Genomic DNA, 18782 nt, shown 5'->3' on the forward strand with positions numbered 1-18782 from the left:
ACTTTGTCCGGATGGCCTTCGGAAACCGATTCCGAAGTGAAAAGGTATTCTTTGCTCAACTCTTTGCTCACGCTAGGTCTGCTCCAAATGAAAAACCCCGGGACGGCTCTGCGTGGCCGGCTCCGGGGTATGAGCAGACGACGCTTTAGCAGTATTTTGGTGGCTGCTTTTGCAGCTTCCTCCGCCCTGCAAGTTGTCCTGATTAACTCGGCGGATGGATAATTATAGTTTTACTTCTCTCGGCGGGTCAAAAAGTTCTGACCGCCTGCTGCCAACTTTTTCACATCCGGACTCGCGCGTGATTACCCTGTTTCGTCTTCTCAGCCACCTGCCGCTGGCGTGGCTGCATGTGCTCGGCATGTTCCTCGGCTGGCTGACCTGGCTGCTGTCGCCGACTTATCGCCGGCACATGCACGAGAATATGCTGCTCGCACTCGGTGCAGACGAAACCCGCCGGATGCGCTCGGCGGCCATCGGCGAAGCCGGCAAGGGCGCGCTCGAACTGGCACGAATCTGGCTGCGACCGCTCGCCGAGACAGCGGCGCGTGTCATCGAGATATCGGGCTGGGAACTGGTGGAAGCTGCTTCCCGACGTGGCAAGGGGATCCTCTATCTGACGCCTCATCTCGGCTGTTTCGAGATCACCGCGCAATACCTGTCGACGCATGCGCCGATCACGGTTCTTTACCGGCCACCCCGGCAGGCCTGGCTGCAGGCCATGATCGAAGCCGGACGGGCGCGTTCCCAGTTGCACCTGGCGGCTGCCGACCTGTCCGGGGTACGCAGTCTGATCAGGGCACTCAAACGCGGCGAAGCGGTCGGCATGCTGCCCGACCAGGCACCCAAAGCGGGCGAAGGTCGTTGGCTCGACTTCTTCGGCAGGCCGGCCTATACGATGACCCTGGCAGCACGGCTGGTCGAGAGCGGTGCCAGCGTGATCATGGTCTGGGCCGAACGTCTGCCCGCGGGAGCCGGTTACCATTTTCGCCTGCAGGAACCAACGCAGCCGATCCGCGGGACCATCGAGGAGCGTGCGCAACAGATCAACCACGAGATCGAACATCTGATTCGCCAGTGCCCAGGGCAGTATCTCTGGGGTTACAACCGTTACAAGCAGCGTCGTGGCAGCATGCCGTCGGGGGTGGCGCCGACCGGTGTGGGCCAAGATGCGCCGCAACACGTGGCGGGCAGCAACGGCACGGGTAGGAATGGGGGCGAATGAAAGTGTTGCTCAAAAGGCTTTGTTTGATGGAGAGGCTTGACATCGGTGATCGCCCCTCCCCCTTGTGCGGGCGAAGGCGGGGTTTCGCGGAGCACGGCTCTGCGCCGCCGCAGCCGGCCCGCGCTGCAGCGCGGGCCGAGGGAGGGGTTGGGGGAGAGGGGACCATCGTTGCACACGAATTCGTCGAATCCTTGCGAAAGCACAGGGCCAGGTCGTCAGTCGGATCGGCTGGCCTCTGCGGGGGCACCGATGCCCCTCTCCCCCAACCCTTCCCCCGCGAGGGGAGAGGGGAGCCTATTGGCTCCTCCCGACACTTTCATTCACACCCGGCAGGAATTGATGCAGATTGCCTTCTGCCTGTATAAATACTTTCCGTATGGTGGCCTGCAACGGGATTTCCTGCGCATTGCGCTTGCCTGCCAGGCGCGCGGCCATGTCATTCGGGTGTACACGCTGGAATGGCGCGGCGATATCCCGGACGGTTTCGAGGTGCTGCGGGTGCCGGTGCGAGCCTTGACCAATCCTCGCCGCTATGCGAAGTTCAGTTCCTGGGTCGGGGTCGATCTGGCAAAAAATCCGGCCGACCGGGTCGTTGGCTTCAACAAGATGCCGGGCCTCGACCTCTATTTTGCTGCCGACCCCTGTTATGAAGACCAGGCCAGGACGCGCATGCTGCGCAATCCATTCTACCGGATGACGGCGCGTTACCGCCATTTCTCGGCTTACGAGCGTGCGGTTTTTGCAGCGCCTGGCCAAACCGAGATTCTGCTGATTTCACCGCGGCAGAAACCACTCTTCCAGAAGCACTACGGCACCCCCGATGCACGCTTCCATCTGCTGCCGCCAGGCATCGCCCGGGATCGGCGGGCGCCAGCCGATGCCCCGGCAATCCGGGCCGAATTCCGCGACGAATTCGCTCTGCAGGAGGAAGATCTGTTGTTGCTGCAGATCGGTTCCGGCTTCAAGACCAAGGGGCTCGACCGCAGCCTGAAGGCACTCGCCGCCTTGCCGCCCGTGCTTCGCGGCCGTTGCCGGCTGATTGCCATCGGTGATGACGATGCCCGACTCTTCCTGGGTCAGGCGCGTGCCCTCGGACTGGCCGAGCGTGTCAGCATCCTGCGCGGGCGCAGCGACATTCCGCGTTTTCTGCTCGGCGCCGACTTGCTGATTCATCCCGCCTATCACGAGAACACCGGCACGGTGCTGCTCGAAGCGGTGGTTGCCGGCCTGCCGGTGTTGACCACTGCCGTTTGCGGTTACGCGCATTACATTGCCGAAGCTGACGCCGGTCTGGTCGTTCCCGAGCCTTTCGAGCAAGTATGCCTCGATCGATCCCTGGCGCGGATGCTCGATGACCCGCCGGCGCGCCGGCGTTGGCAGCAAAACGGCCTGGCTTTTGCCGAGCAGGCCGACATCTACAGCAATGCCGAACGGGCGGCCGAGATCATCCTGAAAAACCGGCGATGAGCACTGACGAGTGGTTTCTTGAAGAACCCTTTCGCTCGCTGTGGGCAGGCGAGGACCCTTTCGTCGCCGTTGAGGCGCTCGAAGGCCAGGTGTTTCGCGAACTGGAGGGGCGCCGCACCTTGCGCAGCGAGGTTGCAGGCCGTGGCTATTTCGTCAAGATCCACCGCGGCATCGGTTGGGGGGAGATTTTCAAGAATCTCCTTTCGCTGCGTTGGCCGGTACTCGGCGCACGGAACGAGTGGCGGGCGATCCGGCGGTTGCAGGAACTCGGCATCGACAGCATGCATGCCGTCGCCTTCGGTCGGCGTGGCAGCAATCCGGCGCGGCAACATTCGTTCATCGTGACCGAGGAACTGGCGCCGACAATCAGTCTCGAGGACTACTGTCTCGGCTGGGCGAACAATCCCCCTGCGGTTCGCCTGAAACGTGCGCTGATCCGGCGTGTGGCCGATGCCGTGAGGCGGATGCACCAGGGGGGTGTTAACCATCGCGACCTCTATCTTTGCCACTTCCTTTTGCACCTCGACCCGAAGCCGACGCCGGAGAGCTTCAGGCTGTCGCTGATCGATCTGCACCGCGCCCAGCTCCGGGCCAGAACACCACGCCGCTGGCGCGACAAGGACCTTGCCGCGCTCTATTTTTCGGTACTCGACATCGGCCTCACGCAACGTGACCTGTTGCGCTTTCTGGTCGCGTATTTTGTTCGGCCGCTACGCCTGTTGCTGCGCGAGGAGGCCCCGTTGCTCGCCTCGCTGGCGAGCGAACAGCAACGTTTGCAGACGCGTTTTGCACGCAAGTCGGCTGCCGGGGAAATGACATGATCCACTGGTCTCTGAATCCCGAGTACGCTGCCAGCGCCGTCGCCACCGTTTTCGGTGACATCGATCGCGTTTTTGCGCTTGAAGGCGACTTGATTGCCCATGACTCTTTGAGCTGCGTACTGCGCGTTAGCGCCGGAGGCCGGCGCTACTACGTCAAGCGCTACAGCGGCACCGGCAAGAACCACCGGCGGCGCTGGTTCGGCTTGCGGCGCTGGTTCGGTCCGCCGCGGGTACGTGCCGAGTGGCAGAATCTGCTGGCTTTTCAGGCCTGGGGAATTCCAACCGCGACGCTGGTCGCCTATGGTCTCGAGCGCCGCGCCGGGGCGTTCATTCGGGGTGCGCTGGTGACCGAGGAAATTCTCGACACCCTTGATCTGGCGCGGATGAACGCTCTGGACGACCCGCGTCTGTCCGATTGCCACTGGGTCGCACAGGTGTCGCGACAGATCGCCAGGATCGCGCGCACGCTACATGCTGCGCGCTTCGCGCACAACGATCTGAAATGGCGCAATCTCCTGGTCACTGGCGGACTTTCGCCAAAGGTCTATCTGATCGATTGCCCAAGCGGCGGTTACTACCGTGGTGCAATCCTCGAATATCGGATCATCAAGGATCTTGCCTGCCTCGATAAACTAGCCAGGCGGCGCCTGTCGCGCAGCCAGCGCCTGCGTTTCTATCTGGACTACCGGCAGCAGCGCCGGTTGACTGACGAAGATCGCCAGCGTATCGGCAAGATCGTGCGCTTTTTTGCGGGTCGCGAGTAGGCGGCGCCTGCCCCGCCGACCCTGCCCATGACGCCTGGCCTGTTTGAGCAACGATGACTCTGGATGCACTGACCCTGGCCAGCACCCTGCAGACCGCTGGCCGCCATCCGACGCTGCCTTTTCGGGTGGCGCTCGCCGATGGGCGTCAGCTCGACATGCGCCGCCTGTTGCGCGTGCTGCCCGGCAAGCGCCTGGTCGGCGAGGCCGAACTGGCCGGCCAGCGGGTACTTGCCAAGCTGTTCATCGGGCGTCGCAGCGAAAAGCACTGGCGACAGGAACGCGCAGGCCTCGAAGCTCTCGTTCTCGCCGGCGTGCCGACGCCGGCACTGGTCGCTGCCATGCCGATCGCCGGTGGCGGTCATGCCCTGTTGACGGACTTTCTTGATTCGGCCGAGAGCCTGGCCGAAGGCTGGGCACGCGTTGCCGGGCGCGCCGCTGCTGACGACGAAGCGCTGTCGATCCTGGCACCGGCGTTGACCATGGTCGGGCGTCTGCACGCCGCCGGGTTGGTGCAGGACGACCTGCATCTGGCGAATTTTCTGCGCCACGACGGTCGCTTGCTGGTCATCGACGGCGATGCGGTGCGCATCGTCAGTCGGCCACAAGCGCTGCCGATGGTGGACGCCTGTGCCAATCTGGCCGTGTTGCTGGCACAGTTGCCGGTCGAATGGGAAGATCGGTTGGCGGTGCTGTTGCCGGCTTATCGGGCTGGAGCGGGGGCGGTGTCGCTCGATCTGCCGGTCTTGCGCGGCCAGATCGCGCGCGTCAGGGCTTGGCGTTTGCGTGACTTTCTGGCCAAGACCGTTCGCGATTGCACCTTATTCGCTGTCGAGCAGGGCTTCACTCGCTTCTGCGCTGTGCTGCGTCAGGATGCCGAAGCGCTGGCGCCGCTGCTGGCTGCTCCGGACTGCGCGATCAGCGCTGGCCAGACCTTGAAGGACGGTGGCACTTGCACGGTCACCCGCGTGCTCGTCGGCGACCGGGTGCTGCTGATCAAACGCTACAACCTCAAGGGGCTGAGGCACGCGCTCGGCCGCCTGTGGCGCCCAAGCCGGGCCTGGCATTCCTGGCAGGAAGGGCATCGGCTGCAGTTTCTCGGGATTCCGACGCCGGCACCACTGGCGCTGATCGAGGAACGTTGTGGGCCACTACGCCGGCGCGCCTGGCTGGTCTGCGAATATTGCCCGGGGCCGAATCTGCTGGCACACCTCTCTCCCGACCAGGCACCTCCTGCGGACGAGGCGCGGGCCATGCTGAATTTGTTCGAGGCGATGCACCGGCAGCGCATCAGCCACGGTGATCTCAAGGCGACGAACCTGCTGTGGGATGCCGGACGCATTCTGCTCATCGATCTTGACGCGGTCGTTCAGCATCACTTGCCGGTGGCGCATAGGCATGCCTGGCGGCGTGATCGTGCCCGCCTGTTGCGCAATTGGCCGGCTGCTTCGATTCTCCGGCGCTGGCTTGACGATCACCTGCCGGCGGCTTGATTCAATGGCCGCCATCCGGCGTCGGCAGGATTTCAGGCCCTGGACAGAGAGGTTGAACCGGATTCCTCCTTGCTGGCCGGAAATCAACCCTTTGGGTCGGTGCTGCTCGGATCTTCAGCATCGCAACCGGTCTTATCGATAGATGACCTGCATTGCCTGGGCATCGGATTCGATTTCCGACAGGATTCCACCAAAGATCTTGCGGACGACTTCGAAGCCGCCTCCCTCAGGGTCGAAATCCTGATGAAGCCATTCAACATGGGCATCGGCGAGGATATTGCCGATATAGACAATGTCTGCCAAGGTCAGGACCGTTTCCGGGACCAACCACGGCTGACTGTGATCCACGGTGGCGTCGACGATTTCCCCAGGGATGCCAAGGGCGCTGAGCAGCGTGACCCCAATGTTTTCATGCCACTGTGCGATGAGTTGCTGCACGGACATCGGGTTGGCGCGCAATTTCGCGTACCGGGCTGCGCGGCCAAGCAAAAAGAAGGCTCCGAGGTTGTGGACCAGGCCAGCCAGCAGAGCTTCATCCTGGTTGATCAGCGTTTGGTTGCGGGCCAGAATGCGAGCCCCCGCAGCGGTTTTAAGCGAATGCTCCCAGAGCGCGAGAGCGAGGTCGTTGAAGACCAGGATTTCCTTGGAACGGATGAACTGGCGCATGGCGATGGCCAGGGCTGTGGTACGTACCATGTCGATGCCCAGGCGACCGATGGCGGCTTTGAGATCCATGACCGGCGCGTGGTGGGCTTTGTAGAGGGCTGAATTGGCCAACTGCATCAGCTTGGCGGCAACCAGGGGCTCGCCGCTGACGATGTTGCTGATTCGAGAAATCGGCAGATCCGGGTTCTGCAATGCCTGGCGCAGGCGGAAGGCTGCTTCGAAGCACGTGGGAAAGGCAAAGTCACCCGCCAATTCGCGGGTGAGATCCTGAATCATCTGGAAGCCTTCGGTGTTGAGTGCTTCTCCCACCGTGTCGGTGTTGGGTGCTCGGCTCGTTTTCATCAAGTTAACTTTCGCAAGAAGGGCTCCATGGCTGACGGTTTATTCCTCTGGGCTCTCTGGAGTTTTTTCGTTGGCTAATGCCGCATCGTCCTGAAACTGCATGGCGTGCAGGCGTGCATAGTGGCCGTTGGCGGCCAGCAACTCCGGGTGGGTGCCACGTTCGACGATGCGCCCTTGTTCCATGACCAGGATTTGGTCGGCCTTTTCGACGGTCGACAGGCGGTGCGCGATGACCAGTGTCGTCCGCCCGGCCATCACCCGATCGAGGGCGTCCTGGATGTGACGTTCCGATTCGGTATCGAGCGCCGAGGTGGCTTCGTCGAGAATCAGGATCGGTGCATCCTTGAGCAGTGCCCGGGCAATCGCCAGGCGCTGGCGCTGCCCACCCGACAGCATCACGCCGTTTTCACCGATCAGCGTGTCGTAGCCGTCCGGCAGGCGGTCAATGAACTCGCTCGCGAAGGCTGCCTCGGCGGCCTTTACGATCGCCGCCCGCGGCGCGGTCGAAAGGCCGCCGTAGGCGATGTTGCTGGCGATGGTGTCGTTGAACAGCACCACCTGTTGGGTCACCAGCGCAATGTGCCGGCGCAGGTTGCGCAAGGTGTAGTCCTCGACGTCGACACCGTCGATCAGGATTTGACCGGAGTCGTGGCGATAGAAGCGGGGAATCAGGTTGGCCAGGGTCGTCTTGCCACTTCCCGAGCGTCCGACCAGCGCCACCATCTGCCCTGGCGTGACTGAAAGGCTGACTCCGTCAAGCACGCACTGCGTCGTCCCGGCATAGACGAAAGAAAGGTCCTTGATCTGCAGATGACCACTGACGCGATCCCTTTCGACGAGGCCATGATCCGGTTCCGGGGCTTCATCAAGTTGGGCGAAAATGCTCTCGGCACCCGCAAGACCCTTCTGAATCGTCGCGCTGACTTCGGATAACTGACGAATCGGCTTCGGCAACATGCCGGCTGCGGTGATGTAAGCGACCAGGTCGCCGGCTGAAGAATCGCCGCGCAGCAACAGGACCAGTATCAGCAGCACGGCCATCGTGCTGAAGGTGACAAACTGCAGCGCCGGCGTGTAGCCGGCAACCGTCTTGACCATGCGCAACTGCTTGGTGGTGTTGTCCGCGCTTGCCGCCCGGAAGCGTGCCGATTCATAGTCCTCGCCGCCGAAACTGCGCACCACCCGGTAGCCCTGGATGGTTTCCGACGCGATATGCGTCAGGTCGCCCATGGCGGCCTGTATTTTCCTGCTCTGCTTGCGAAATTTGCGGCTGGCGCGGCTGACCATCAGGGCGATGACCGGCAGGATGGCGACCAGTACCAGGGTCAGTTTCCAGTTCATCCATAACAGATAAGCAAACAGGAAGATGACCGTCATTCCTTCGCGTATGACCACCTTGACGGCCTCGGTGGCCGCGCCGGTAACCATCGTCACGTCGTAGGTGATGCGCGAGATCAGATGCCCGGAGTTGTGCTGGTCGAAATAGGCGTTCGGCAGGTGCAACAGGCCGTCGAAAAGGGCTCGCCGCAGATCGTCGATCAGTCCCAGAGAAACTCTTGCCAGGTAGTAGGAGCCGAGAAAAGAGCCGATTCCCTGCCAGGTGACGACAATCACCAGCAGCAGGGGCATGCCGTAGATCAGGTCGATCTCGCCGAGCAGCGGGACGGTCAGTTGCGTCGCGCCGCTGGGTGCATTCAGTCCATCGACGAAATACTTCAGAATGGCAGCCATCATCGGTGACGATGAGGCGAACATCAGGTAACCCAGCAGGCTGATCAGAAACAGGCCGAGCAAAGGGCGCAGATAGCCTAGCAGCCGGAAATAGATACGCAATGAGGAAACAGGCGGGGTATTCGCGGAGGGCATTCTTGGGCCGTGCCGGAAATTCTGACGCCGGAGTGTAACACGTTGCCCGGATCAGCCTGGCAGGCTGCTGGCAATGGGGGTGGCGGGCGACTGCAGTGCTGACGGCATCATCGTCCCCCCATCCGGAAGGGTCGGGCCTTCCGGGGTTCTCTTCAATCGAGAGTGGCGGGCGCCCCCTCATAGATTGCGGCGACCTGTGCTGCGGACACGCCAGGTAACTCCGTCGAACTGCCGATCCGGGTCTTGAATTCGCCAACCACTCCAAAAGCGGCCAGCAGTGCCCGGCCCTCATCATCCTCCGGCCGGATCAGCAGTGCGCAACCATCGTCTTCGACCACCATCATCACTTTCATTGCGACCTCCATGTTCGCCCGACTCTCGCTCCGGACAGGCGGGCCTGATTCGCAGCGGCTGATCAGTTGACTGGGCGCCCGCTGCTCCCGCCAAGGCTGAAAGGTCAGCCAATGAAGGCTCGACCTCTTGAGAGAAGTGTCGCCGATCTGGCGCTGCGGGAGGAAGGAAGTAGTGCACAGTTGTTCCCCCGCGAGCGGAGAGGGGGAGATTCGTGAGTCGCACACGCGATTTTCATCGGCATGATCGAAAGGGCTCCTCTCTTCCACTGACGGGAGCCGGTCAGTCCTCCGGCTTGCTGCTTGGGTCGACGGGGGGTGCAGGTTCCAGTTCGTCTGGCGCGTTCTCCTGATAGAACAGTTCCTCGGCCGGGCCCTTGCTGCCTCCTCCCGGTGAAGCCACCGAGACGAGTCCTTCGGGCGCCGGGAGGAAAGCCTCCGGAGCATCCTTGAGCGCCCTGGCCATATAGCTGATCCAGGCCGGCAGAGCGGCCGTTCCACCGGTCTCACCCGCACCCATGCTGCGCGGCTGATCGAAGCCAATCCACGAACAGCCGACGACCGTTTGCTGGTAGCCGCAGAACCAGGCATCGACGTGTTCATTGGTGGTGCCCGTCTTGCCTGCGAGATCCCGACGCTTCAGCGTCGCCGAAGCACGCGCGGCCGTTCCATAAATGGTGACGTCACGCAGCATGCTGTCCATCAGGTAAGCGTTGCGCGGGTCGATCGCGCGCAGGCTTTCCTCGCCGGCGGTGATCGGTTCGGCGCGCGCCAGCACCTGCCCCTTGTCATTCTGGATCTCGCGCACGACATAGGGTCGAATGCGATAGCCGCCGTTGGCAAAAACGGCGTAGGCGGTGACCATTTCCCAGGGTGTCACCGAGCCTGCACCCAGGGCCATGGTCAGGTAGGGCGGATGTTTGTTGGCCGCGAAGCCGAATCGGGTCACGTAGTCCTGGACAAAGTGTACGCCGCTCGCCTGCAGAAGCCGGATCGAGACCATGTTCTTCGACTTGGCCAGCGCGGTGCGCATGCGTATCGGGCCTTCGTACCTGCCGTCGTAGTTTTTGGGTTCCCAGGCCTGGCTGCCGGTCACGGCAGAGGGGAAACTGATGGGTTCGTCATTGATTACGGACGCGGGGGTGAAACCCTTTTCCAGTGCTGCCGAATAAATGAAGGGCTTGAAGCTCGATCCGGGTTGTCGCCATGCCTGCGTGGCATGATTGAACTTGTTGCGGTTGAAGTCGAAACCGCCCACCAGCGCGCGGATCGCACCATCGTGAGGATCGGCGGCCAGGAAAGCGGCTTCCACTTCCGGCATCTGCACGATACGCCAGTTGTTCTTCTCATCAGTTTGAACACGAATGATCGCACCACGACGCAAGCGTTTGTTGGGCGGTGCTTTCTCGTCAATCATCCGGGCCGCAAACTTCAGGCCGTCGCCGCTGATGGTGACCACTTCGCCGCCACGGCGATAGGCACGAATCTTTCGGGTGTCGGCCTGCAGCACGATGGCCGGGTGCAGGTCGTCCGGATCGTGGAAATCCAGCAGCAATTCATCCAGGGCTTCGTCTTGCTCCGACTTGATCCCGTCGATGTCGACGTAAGCCTCGGCACCGCGGTAGCCATGCCTGCGGTCGTAGTCCATCACCCCGCGGCGAACGCTGAGATAAGCCGCTTCCTGATCATCCTTGAGGATCGTTGTGTACACACGCAGGCCGCGCGTATAGACGTCATCGGGGAAACGCTCGGCGGCAATCTGACGGGCCATTTCGGTGACAAACTCGGCGTGCATCGGCGTTTCACTGACGTCGCGTCGAATGACTAGGGCCTGATTGAGCGCAGCCTGGTACTGCTCGTCGGTGATGAAGCCGAGCTCGTTCATCCGGTGCAGGACATATTGCTGGCGGATGCGGGCACGCTTTGGATTGACCACCGGGTTGTAAGCGGAGGGTGCTTTCGGTAGTCCGGCAAGCATGGCGACTTCGGCGACGGTCAGGTCGGCGAGCGGTTTGCCAAAATAGATATGCGCGGCAGCGGCGAAACCGTAGGCGCGCTGTCCGAGAAAGATCTGGTTGATGTACAGTTCGAAGATCTGGTCCTTGCCGAGATTGCTTTCGATCTTGAACGCCAGCAGTGCTTCGTAGAGTTTGCGGGTGTAAGTTTTTTCCGATGAAAGGAAGAAGTTCTTGGCCACTTGCTGGGTGATCGTCGATGCGCCCTGGCGCTTGCCGCCACTCAGCAGGTTGGCGTGCAGCGCACGCAGGACGCCCAGCGTATCGACGCCGCCATGCTGATAAAAGCGCTCGTCCTCTGCCGCCAGGATGGCTTGTTTCATGATCGCCGGAACGTCCTGGATGCGGACGATGGCGCGGCGCTCCTCACCGAACTCGCCGAGCAGATAGTCATCCGCGGTGTATACCCGTAGCGGGATCTTCGGCCGATAGTCGGTCAGAATCTCCAGTGAGGGCAGGTTCGGGTAGGTCAGACTGAGGATGATGACCACCATCGCAATGGCGATCGCCGCAATTCCGAGAACGACCACGATCGGATAGATCAACCAGCGGAGGGCAGTAGACAACAGGACGTCCGGGAGAAAAAGCAGGTGCCCGACATTATATGCTCTTCCCTCATGGCAGGCGCAGCGTCGTCACGGTGGATCGCCATATCGCGAGCAGTCTTCATTCCGTTATTTCCCGGCTAACGGTCATGACTTTTCCAGGCACCCCCGATCATGAAAGTCATGACCGCTTCCCTCTCCCCCGACCCCTCCCCCGCGAGGGGGGGAGGGGAGATTCGTGAGTCGCTGACGCGACTTTCACATTAAACACCCCAAGGAGCCGCTCAGCTTCCACTTTTGCCTCTGACTGCCGTTGCATCAGGCGCCCGACGAGAGGGGCAAGATTGCGCAGGTCGTCCATGGCGGGTTCAGCAAGTGGCACATCGGCGTGACACCCCAGAAACCGGCGGGCAAATGACATGGTTGCCGCCGATCCGCAACAACCCGTGCTTGCGGAATAGCGCGCAGAAAAATCGTGCTCTCCGAGCAAAGAATCGAAGCCAACTCTGTTGGGGAGAAACATCGAAGAGGGATAATGGATGGATGGCTGTCGCCGGGCATTTGGCGGACAATGCCCAGCTGTCGCAAAAAACAACAACATACGCGCTCACCTGTAGGCCCTCGCCATGTCGAACCCTTTCTTCAATCACCCGATTCTGAACTCACCGTATGCGCGGCCTTCGCGGCACTGGGAGTTGGACGCTTCTGGCCAGCCGACACAGCAGATTCTGGAATCGCGTCGCCGCGCCGAGTTCATCACCCCGATACCCAAACCAAAGAAGCAGAAAACGACGCCCAAACAGGAAAGCTTCCTCTTCGACGAGGGTGAGGGCTTATCCACCAAGGCGCAGCAGTACGACCCGACCTCGATCATCAACGAGGTGCGGAATCACGTCGACACGTGGCGTGCGCTCCCGAATCCGAGCCAATGGCAAGTCACCCCCGAAACGGCGCGACTGCTCCAGCATTGGCGTCATCACGGATTCAGCGGCGTCCGGCCTTTCTTCTGTCAGGTCGAGGCTGTCGAAACCGCGATCTGGTTGACCGAGGTTGCCCCCGGCACCAGGCACGCCAGGCAACATAAGCGCCTTCTCGACCATCTGACGGCGGCCAACAAGGACGCCAGCCCCGAGTTGATGCGCTTGGCGCTCAAACTGGCCACGGGGGCGGGCAAGACGACGGTCATGGCCATGTTGATCGCCTGGCAGACCATCAACGCGGTGCGTCGCCCTTCAGCCAAGCAATTCACACGCGGATTCCTGATCTGCGCGCCGGGCCTCACCATCAAGGACCGGCTGCGCGTTCTTCAGCCGAACGACCCCGACAGCTACTACAAGGAACGCGAACTGGTGCCGAGCGACCTGCTCGACGACATGGGCCGCGCCAAGATCGTCATCACCAACTACCACGCCTTCAAACTGCGCGAACGCATCGACATTTCCAAGGGCGGCCGGCAACTGCTCAAGGGCCGCACCGGCGACGAGATTGCCACCACCGAAACCGAAGGCCAGATGCTTCAACGTGTCATGCCCGACCTGATGGGCATCAAAAACATCCTGGCCATCAACGACGAAGCGCACCACTGCTACCGCGAAAAACCTGCCGATGACTTGGAGTTTGTTGACGGCAGCGGAAATCCGCTGACGGGGCAGGATTTGAGGGACGCCAAGGCGCAGGCGAAAAAGGACAACGAAGCCGCACGCCTCTGGATTTCCGGCCTCGAGGCCGTCAACCGCAAGCTTGGCCTGTCCCGAGTGATCGACCTCTCGGCTACGCCGTTTTTCCTGCGCGGCTCGGGCTACGCCGAAGGCACGCTGTTCCCCTGGACGATGAGCGACTTTTCGCTGATGGATGCCATCGAGTGCGGCATCGTCAAGTTGCCGCGCGTGCCGGTGGCGGAAAACATCCCCGGCGACGAATTGCCGGTATTCCGCAACCTGTGGGAGAACATCCGCAAGGACATGCCCAAGAAAGGGCGCGGCTCGAATCAGGAACTCGACCCGCTCAAACTGCCGACCCGGCTGCAGACCGCCCTTCAAGCACTCTACGGTCACTACGAAAAGACCTTCAAGCTGTGGCAGGACGCCGGTATCAGGGTGCCGCCGTGCTTCATCGTGGTCTGCCAGAACACCGCCATCTCGAAGCTCGTTTACGACTTCATTTCCGGTTTCCAGCGCAAGAACGACGATGGCACCTCGACACTGGAAAACGGCCGCCTGCCGTTGTTCCGCAACTTCGACGAAACCACAGGCAACCCGCTGCCGCGCCCCAACACCCTGCTGATCGACAGCGAACAGCTTGAAGCCGGTGACGCGCTGGACGACAAGTTCCACGACATGGCCGCCGACGAGATCGAGCGCTTCCGCCGCGAGATCGTCGAGCGTACCGGCGATGCCCGCGCCGGCGACCACCTCACCGATCAGGAACTGCTGCGCGAAGTCATGAACACCGTCGGCAAGGCCGGGCAGCTCGGCGGCTCGATCCGCTGCGTGGTGTCGGTGTCGATGCTCACCGAAGGCTGGGACGCCAACACGGTGACCCACGTGCTCGGCATTCGCGCCTTCGGCACGCAACTGCTGTGCGAACAGGTGATCGGTCGCGCGTTGCGCCGCCAATCCTACGAACTCAACGAGGAAGGCCAGTTCAACGTCGAATACGCCGACGTCTTCGGCATCCCCTTCGACTTCACCGCCAAGCCCGTCATCGCCAAGCCGCAGCCGCCACGTGAAACGGTGCAGGTCAAGGCCATTCGCCCCGACCGCGACGCCCTCGAAATCACCTTCCCGCGTGTCGAAGGCTATCGCGCCGAGTTGCCGGAAGAGCGCTTGCAGGCCAACTTCAACGAGGATTCGACGCTGACCCTGACGCCCGATTTGGTTGGTCCTTGCGAAACACGCAACGAAGGTATCATCGGCGAGGGGGTCACTTTGACCGTCAAGCACCTGGGCGACATCCGTGTGTCCACCGTACTTTACGAGTTGACCAAGCTGCACCTGTTCGGTCAACTCAAGCGCATCACCAAGGAATGGCTCGACCAGCATCTGGAATGCAAGGGCGGTGCCTATCCCGCGCAACTCCTGTATCTGCAACTGGCCGACTTGGCCTGCGAGAAAATCACCGCCGCCATCACCCGGCAGTTTCTTGGCGAGCGACCCATCAAGGCCCTGCTCGACCCCTACAACCCCAGCGGCTCGACGCGGCATGTGCGCTTCAACACCTCCAAGCTCGACCGCTGGGAGACCAGTTCCAGGCACTGCCATATCAACTGGGTGGTGCTCGACAGCGACTGGGAGGCTGAATTCTGCCACGTCGCCGAAGCGCAGCCCAAGGTGCGCGCCTACGTCAAGAACCACGGCCTCGGCTTCGAGGTGCCCTACCGCTACGGCTCGGAAACGCGCAAGTACCTGCCCGACTTCATCGTGCTGGTCGACGACGGCAAGGAGCCGGACGACCTGTTGCGCCTCGTCGTCGAGATCAAGGGCTACCGGCGAGAAGACGCCAAGGAAAAGAAATCGACCATGGACACCTATTGGGTGCCTGGCGTCAATCACCTCGGCACCTACGGACGCTGGGCCTTCGCCGAGTTCACCGACGTGTTCCAGATGCAGGAGGACTTTGCAATCAAGGTGGAAAACGAGTTTGCCAAGATGCTGGCGCAGGCAGGAGCCGTCGCATGAAATTCGAGGGCTTCAAACCGGGCCGCTGGCAGCAGCGGCTGCAATACAAGAGCTTTGAGCCAACCCTGGTCAATCATGACTGGCACTGGGAAGACGCCCGGATCAACGTGTTGCTCGAAGCCGCCAACCGCGCGCTGGGCGAACTCAATGCTTTCTCGTTGATCGTGCCGGACATCGACCTGTTCATCGGCATGCACGTCGTCAAGGAAGCCCAGACCTCCAGTCGCATCGAAGGCACCCAGACCGGCATTGACGAAGCCGTGCTGCCCGAGGAACAGATCAAGCCGGAAAAACGCGACGACTGGCGCGAGGTGCAAAACCACATCAACGCGGTCAACTACGCCATTGGCGAGTTGCGCGCCCTGCCACTCTCCAACCGGCTGCTCCGGCAGACGCACGCCATTCTGTTGCGCGGGGCGCGGGGCCAGCACAAGCAGCCGGGCGATTTTCGCGTCAGCCAGAACTGGATAGGCGGCTCCAGCCTGGCCGATGCCGCCTTCATCCCGCCCCACCACGAGGGGGTGGCGGAATACATGGGCGATCTGGAAGCTTTCTGGCACAACCAGGCTATTGCCGTGCCACATCTCATCCGCATCGCCATCAGCCACTACCAGTTCGAAACCATCCACCCGTTTCTCGATGGCAACGGCCGTATCGGCCGCCTGCTGGTGCCCTTGTACCTGGTTGGCCACGGTGTGCTGGCCAAACCCTCGCTCTACCTTTCGGATTTCTTCGAGCGCAACCGGGGCAGCTACTACGACGCGCTGACCCGCGTGCGCCTCTTCAGCGACCTGATTCATTGGGTGCGTTTCTTTTTGCAGGGGGTGGCCGAAACCTCGGTCAAGGGCCGCGACACCTTCGGCAAGATCCTCACCCTGCGCACCGATGTCGAGCATCGCATCCTGAGCCTGGGCAAACGCGTCCCCAACGCCCGCGCGGCCCTCAATCTGCTCTACCGCAGCCCCGTAGTCTCCGCCGCCGACCTGGAAAGCCAGTTGGGCGTCTCCGGTCCCACTGCGCAGGCCCTTCTCAAGGATCTGATCCGCCTAGAGATATTGACCGAGATCACGGGACAGATGCGCGGGCGGCTGTACCAGTTCAAACCTTACCTTGAATTGTTCGTTAGTTAAGGCAAAATACTTATCCTTAACTAAGTGCGAAGCGAAATTAACCCTGGCGCCCCAAGACCGCCCTCGATAGCCCATTGACACCATGGCCAAGCAACCCACCCCGAACAAAACCGTCGACGCCATCAAGCACGACGACGCCAAGCGCAAGAACATTCCCACCGCCGAATACCAGTCGGTGCTCGATGAGAACCAGAAAACACCCAGGCAGGTGCGCTATCCGCGCAATACCGACCTCGACCCGCAACTGGTCTGGCGCGGCAAGGACGAGCAGGACTGGAGCGACCTCGTCGTCCATGCGCCGCCGCTCTACATTCAGGAGAAAGTTCACCCCAAGGCGCTGATCGACGAACTGCTGCGCGAATCGAAGGAACGCGAGTACGAGCAGGGCGGGTTTGGCAAAGGCGTCACCGCCGACCTTTTCGCCGACTTCAACGGCATCCCCAAGGACGCCGACAAGACCGAGTTCTACCATCACGACCAGAACTGGACCAACCGCATGATCCTCGGCGACAGTCTGCAGGTCATGGCCAGCCTCGCCGAGCGTGAGGGCCTGCGCGGCAAGGTGCAGTGCATCTACTTCGATCCGCCTTACGGTATCAAATTCAACAGTAACTTCCAGTGGTCAACCACCAGCCGGGACGTGAAGGATGGGAAGGCTGACCACATCACCCGCGAGCCGGAACAGGTGAAGGCATTCCGGGATACCTGGCGCGACGGGATTCATTCCTACCTCACCTACCTGCGGGACCGACTGACGGTGGCGCGCGATCTGCTGACGGACTCGGGGTCGATCTTTGTGCAGATTGGGGATGAGAACGTGCATCGGGTGCGGGCGGTGATGGATGAGGTGTTTGGTGAGGACAACTTCATCGCTCTCATTTCATTTACTAAGACGACTTCAGCTACGAATGACTACCTTTCCGGTGTTGCAGATTACGTTGCGTGGTTCTGTAAGAACAAAGAAGCCTGCAAGTACAGGCAGATTTACCGTGAGAAGGCAGCTGGAGGCGATGGGGCAGCGCACTACAACTCAGTCGTCTTCCCTGATGGCAGCAGGCGCGCAGCGAATCCAGATGAGAAAGCTGGTCAATTATCGGGTGGCGCAGCGCTGTTTACAGCGGACCAATTGCAGTCCGCTGGAATGGGGCGTGAAAAGGGAGAAGGTACGGCTTCTTGGTTCAAGGTTGAATGTGAAGGGCGAGTTTTTACGCCAACGATGCAAACGAGGTGGAAAACCAGTGAGGCTGGAATGGTTCGCCTTGCATGCGCTCAGCGGCTTCTTCCGCAGAAAAATGCTCTCCGGTACCTGAGGAAGATCAATGACTTCGCTGCTTACGCAATTTCCAACGTCTGGACAGACATCGGTGGCGCAGCGGATAAGAGGTATGTGGTTGAGACGACGCCAAAGATTGTCGAGCGCTGCATCCTCATGGCCACCGACCCCGGCGACCTTGTGCTCGATCCCACCTGTGGTTCCGGCACCACCGCCTATGTCGCCGAACAATGGGGCCGTCGCTGGATCACCATCGACACCTCTCGCGTCGCGCTGGCACTGGCTCGCGCACGCATCATGGGCGCACGCTATTCCTTCTACCTGCTCGCCGATTCCCGCGACGGCCAGATGAAGGAGGCCGAAGTCACTCGCACGGCCCCGAGTTCGCAACCGACCCATGGCAACATCCGCCATGGCTTCGTCTATGAGCGCGTGCCGCACATCACGCTGAAGTCCATCGCCAACAACGCCGAGATCGACGTGATCTGGGACAAATGGCAGCAGACGCTGGAGCCGCTGCGTGAGCAACTGAATGCGGCGCTGAAGAAGTCCTGGCAAGAATGGGAAATTCCACGCGATGCCGGAAAGGACTGGTCCGATGCCGCGAAGAAACTACACGCCGACTGGTGGCAGGCACGCATCGCCCGGCAAAAGGAAATCGACGCCTCCATCGCCGCCAAGGCCGAATTCGAGACCCTCTACGACAAGCCCTACGAAAACAAGAAAGCGGTTCGCGTCGCCGGCCCCTTCACCGTCGAGAGCCTGAGTCCGCACCGGATCTTGGGCGTCGATGAAGACGACGAACTGATCGACACCCTGCGCGAGCCGCAATCCCACAATAGCGAATACGCCGCCAAGCAGTCGTTCCCGCAGATGATTCTGGAGAACCTGAAGACGGCGGGCGTGCAGCAGGCGCACAAGGAAGACCGCATTACCTTCACCTCGCTGGCGGCATGGCCGGGCGAACTGGTCTGCGCCGAGGGGCGCTATCTGGAATCTGCCTCCTCTCCCCAGCCCTCTCCCGCGAGGGGAGAGCAACTGTGTTCCCGGTCAAGCATTTTTAGAGACATTTTGATGTTCTGGATTCCACGGAATACCCGATTTGACGATGGCGTTCATAATCGTCAGCATCTTGTGCATGCAAGCGACCAAGG

General features: G+C 61.4%; 12 protein-coding genes and 2 pseudogenes. 9 read left to right on the forward strand and 5 right to left on the reverse strand.

Features of this window, described 5'->3' with window-relative positions; genetic code table 11:
- The 6 genes from V5B39_RS17970 to V5B39_RS17995 all read left to right on the forward strand — a co-directional run.
- Positions 1-222 (forward strand): hypothetical protein (locus V5B39_RS17970; RefSeq protein WP_332344241.1); only part of this gene is annotated, 222 nt, incomplete at its 5' end.
- Between the two features lie 76 nt (positions 223-298).
- A complete protein-coding gene (locus V5B39_RS17975; RefSeq protein ID WP_332344242.1) occupies positions 299-1222 on the forward strand; it encodes a lysophospholipid acyltransferase family protein in 924 nt (307 codons plus the stop codon).
- A gap of 339 nt (positions 1223-1561) precedes the next feature.
- On the forward strand, positions 1562-2689 hold the full coding sequence (locus V5B39_RS17980; RefSeq protein ID WP_332344253.1) for a glycosyltransferase family 4 protein: 1128 nt from the start codon (positions 1562-1564) through the stop codon (positions 2687-2689).
- Positions 2686-3510, forward strand: coding sequence for a lipopolysaccharide core heptose(I) kinase RfaP (rfaP, locus tag V5B39_RS17985; RefSeq protein WP_332344243.1), 825 nt, complete (start codon positions 2686-2688; stop codon positions 3508-3510). Before V5B39_RS17980 ends, rfaP begins: the two co-directional genes overlap by 4 nt.
- On the forward strand, positions 3507-4274 hold the full coding sequence (locus V5B39_RS17990) for a lipopolysaccharide kinase InaA family protein (protein WP_332344244.1): 768 nt from the start codon (positions 3507-3509) through the stop codon (positions 4272-4274). The genes rfaP and V5B39_RS17990 overlap by 4 nt, the downstream gene beginning before the upstream one ends.
- A gap of 53 nt (positions 4275-4327) precedes the next feature.
- Entirely contained in the window at positions 4328-5764 is a 1437-nt protein-coding gene (locus tag V5B39_RS17995) for a lipopolysaccharide kinase InaA family protein (protein ID WP_332344245.1), read from the forward strand.
- Positions 5765-5896: 132 nt separating this feature from the next.
- Here V5B39_RS17995 and V5B39_RS18000 read toward each other — a convergent pair whose 3' ends face one another.
- The 4 genes from V5B39_RS18000 to V5B39_RS18015 form a co-directional block, all read right to left on the reverse strand.
- The gene (locus V5B39_RS18000) at positions 5897-6772 is read right to left on the reverse strand and encodes an HDOD domain-containing protein (protein WP_332344246.1); all 876 of its coding nucleotides are present in this window, start codon (positions 6770-6772) and stop codon (positions 5897-5899) included.
- A gap of 39 nt (positions 6773-6811) precedes the next feature.
- On the reverse strand, positions 6812-8638 hold the full coding sequence (gene msbA, locus V5B39_RS18005; protein ID WP_332344247.1) for a lipid A export permease/ATP-binding protein MsbA: 1827 nt from the start codon (positions 8636-8638) through the stop codon (positions 6812-6814).
- Between the two features lie 152 nt (positions 8639-8790).
- Entirely contained in the window at positions 8791-8991 is a 201-nt protein-coding gene (locus V5B39_RS18010) for a hypothetical protein (protein WP_332344248.1), read from the reverse strand.
- 280 nt (positions 8992-9271) lie between these two features.
- On the reverse strand, positions 9272-11569 hold the full coding sequence (locus V5B39_RS18015) for a penicillin-binding protein 1A (protein ID WP_332344249.1): 2298 nt from the start codon (positions 11567-11569) through the stop codon (positions 9272-9274).
- 605 nt (positions 11570-12174) lie between these two features.
- On the opposite strand from V5B39_RS18015, the gene V5B39_RS18020 reads away from it, so the two are divergent.
- From V5B39_RS18020 to V5B39_RS18030, 3 genes and pseudogenes are all read left to right on the forward strand, one after another.
- Positions 12175-15225 carry a BPTD_3080 family restriction endonuclease gene (locus tag V5B39_RS18020; RefSeq protein ID WP_332344250.1) on the forward strand — a complete coding sequence of 1017 codons (3051 nt, stop codon included), beginning with the start codon at positions 12175-12177 and terminating at the stop codon, positions 15223-15225.
- Positions 15222-16355, forward strand: a complete 1134-nt coding sequence (locus tag V5B39_RS18025) for a Fic family protein (RefSeq protein ID WP_332344251.1) — start codon at positions 15222-15224, stop codon at positions 16353-16355. Before V5B39_RS18020 ends, V5B39_RS18025 begins: the two co-directional genes overlap by 4 nt.
- A gap of 82 nt (positions 16356-16437) precedes the next feature.
- Positions 16438-18624, forward strand: a pseudogene (locus V5B39_RS18030) (site-specific DNA-methyltransferase); the annotation flags it as partial.
- A 54-nt stretch (positions 18625-18678) separates the two neighbouring features.
- On the opposite strand, the pseudogene V5B39_RS22250 reads toward V5B39_RS18030, so the two are convergent.
- A pseudogene (locus tag V5B39_RS22250) lies at positions 18679-18782 on the reverse strand (IS110 family transposase); the annotation flags it as partial.

This window comes from Accumulibacter sp. (assembly GCF_036625275.1).
GTDB lineage: Bacteria > Pseudomonadota > Gammaproteobacteria > Burkholderiales > Rhodocyclaceae > Accumulibacter.

Excerpts from the sequence above, each read along its gene's own strand:
- V5B39_RS17980 (WP_332344253.1), top strand. The coding sequence starts at position 1,562 with ATGCAGATTGCCTTCTGCCTGTATAAATACTTTCCGTATGGTGGCCTG.
- V5B39_RS17990 (WP_332344244.1), top strand. The coding sequence starts at position 3,507 with ATGATCCACTGGTCTCTGAATCCCGAGTACGCTGCCAGCGCCGTCGCC.
- V5B39_RS18020 (WP_332344250.1), top strand. The coding sequence starts at position 12,175 with ATGTCGAACCCTTTCTTCAATCACCCGATTCTGAACTCACCGTATGCG.
- V5B39_RS17995 (WP_332344245.1), top strand. The coding sequence starts at position 4,328 with ATGACTCTGGATGCACTGACCCTGGCCAGCACCCTGCAGACCGCTGGC.
- V5B39_RS18025 (WP_332344251.1), top strand. The coding sequence starts at position 15,222 with ATGAAATTCGAGGGCTTCAAACCGGGCCGCTGGCAGCAGCGGCTGCAA.
- V5B39_RS18010 (WP_332344248.1), bottom strand. The coding sequence starts at position 8,991 with ATGAAAGTGATGATGGTGGTCGAAGACGATGGTTGCGCACTGCTGATC.
- V5B39_RS18000 (WP_332344246.1), bottom strand. The coding sequence starts at position 6,772 with ATGAAAACGAGCCGAGCACCCAACACCGACACGGTGGGAGAAGCACTC.
- msbA (WP_332344247.1), bottom strand. The coding sequence starts at position 8,638 with ATGCCCTCCGCGAATACCCCGCCTGTTTCCTCATTGCGTATCTATTTC.
- rfaP (WP_332344243.1), top strand. The coding sequence starts at position 2,686 with ATGAGCACTGACGAGTGGTTTCTTGAAGAACCCTTTCGCTCGCTGTGG.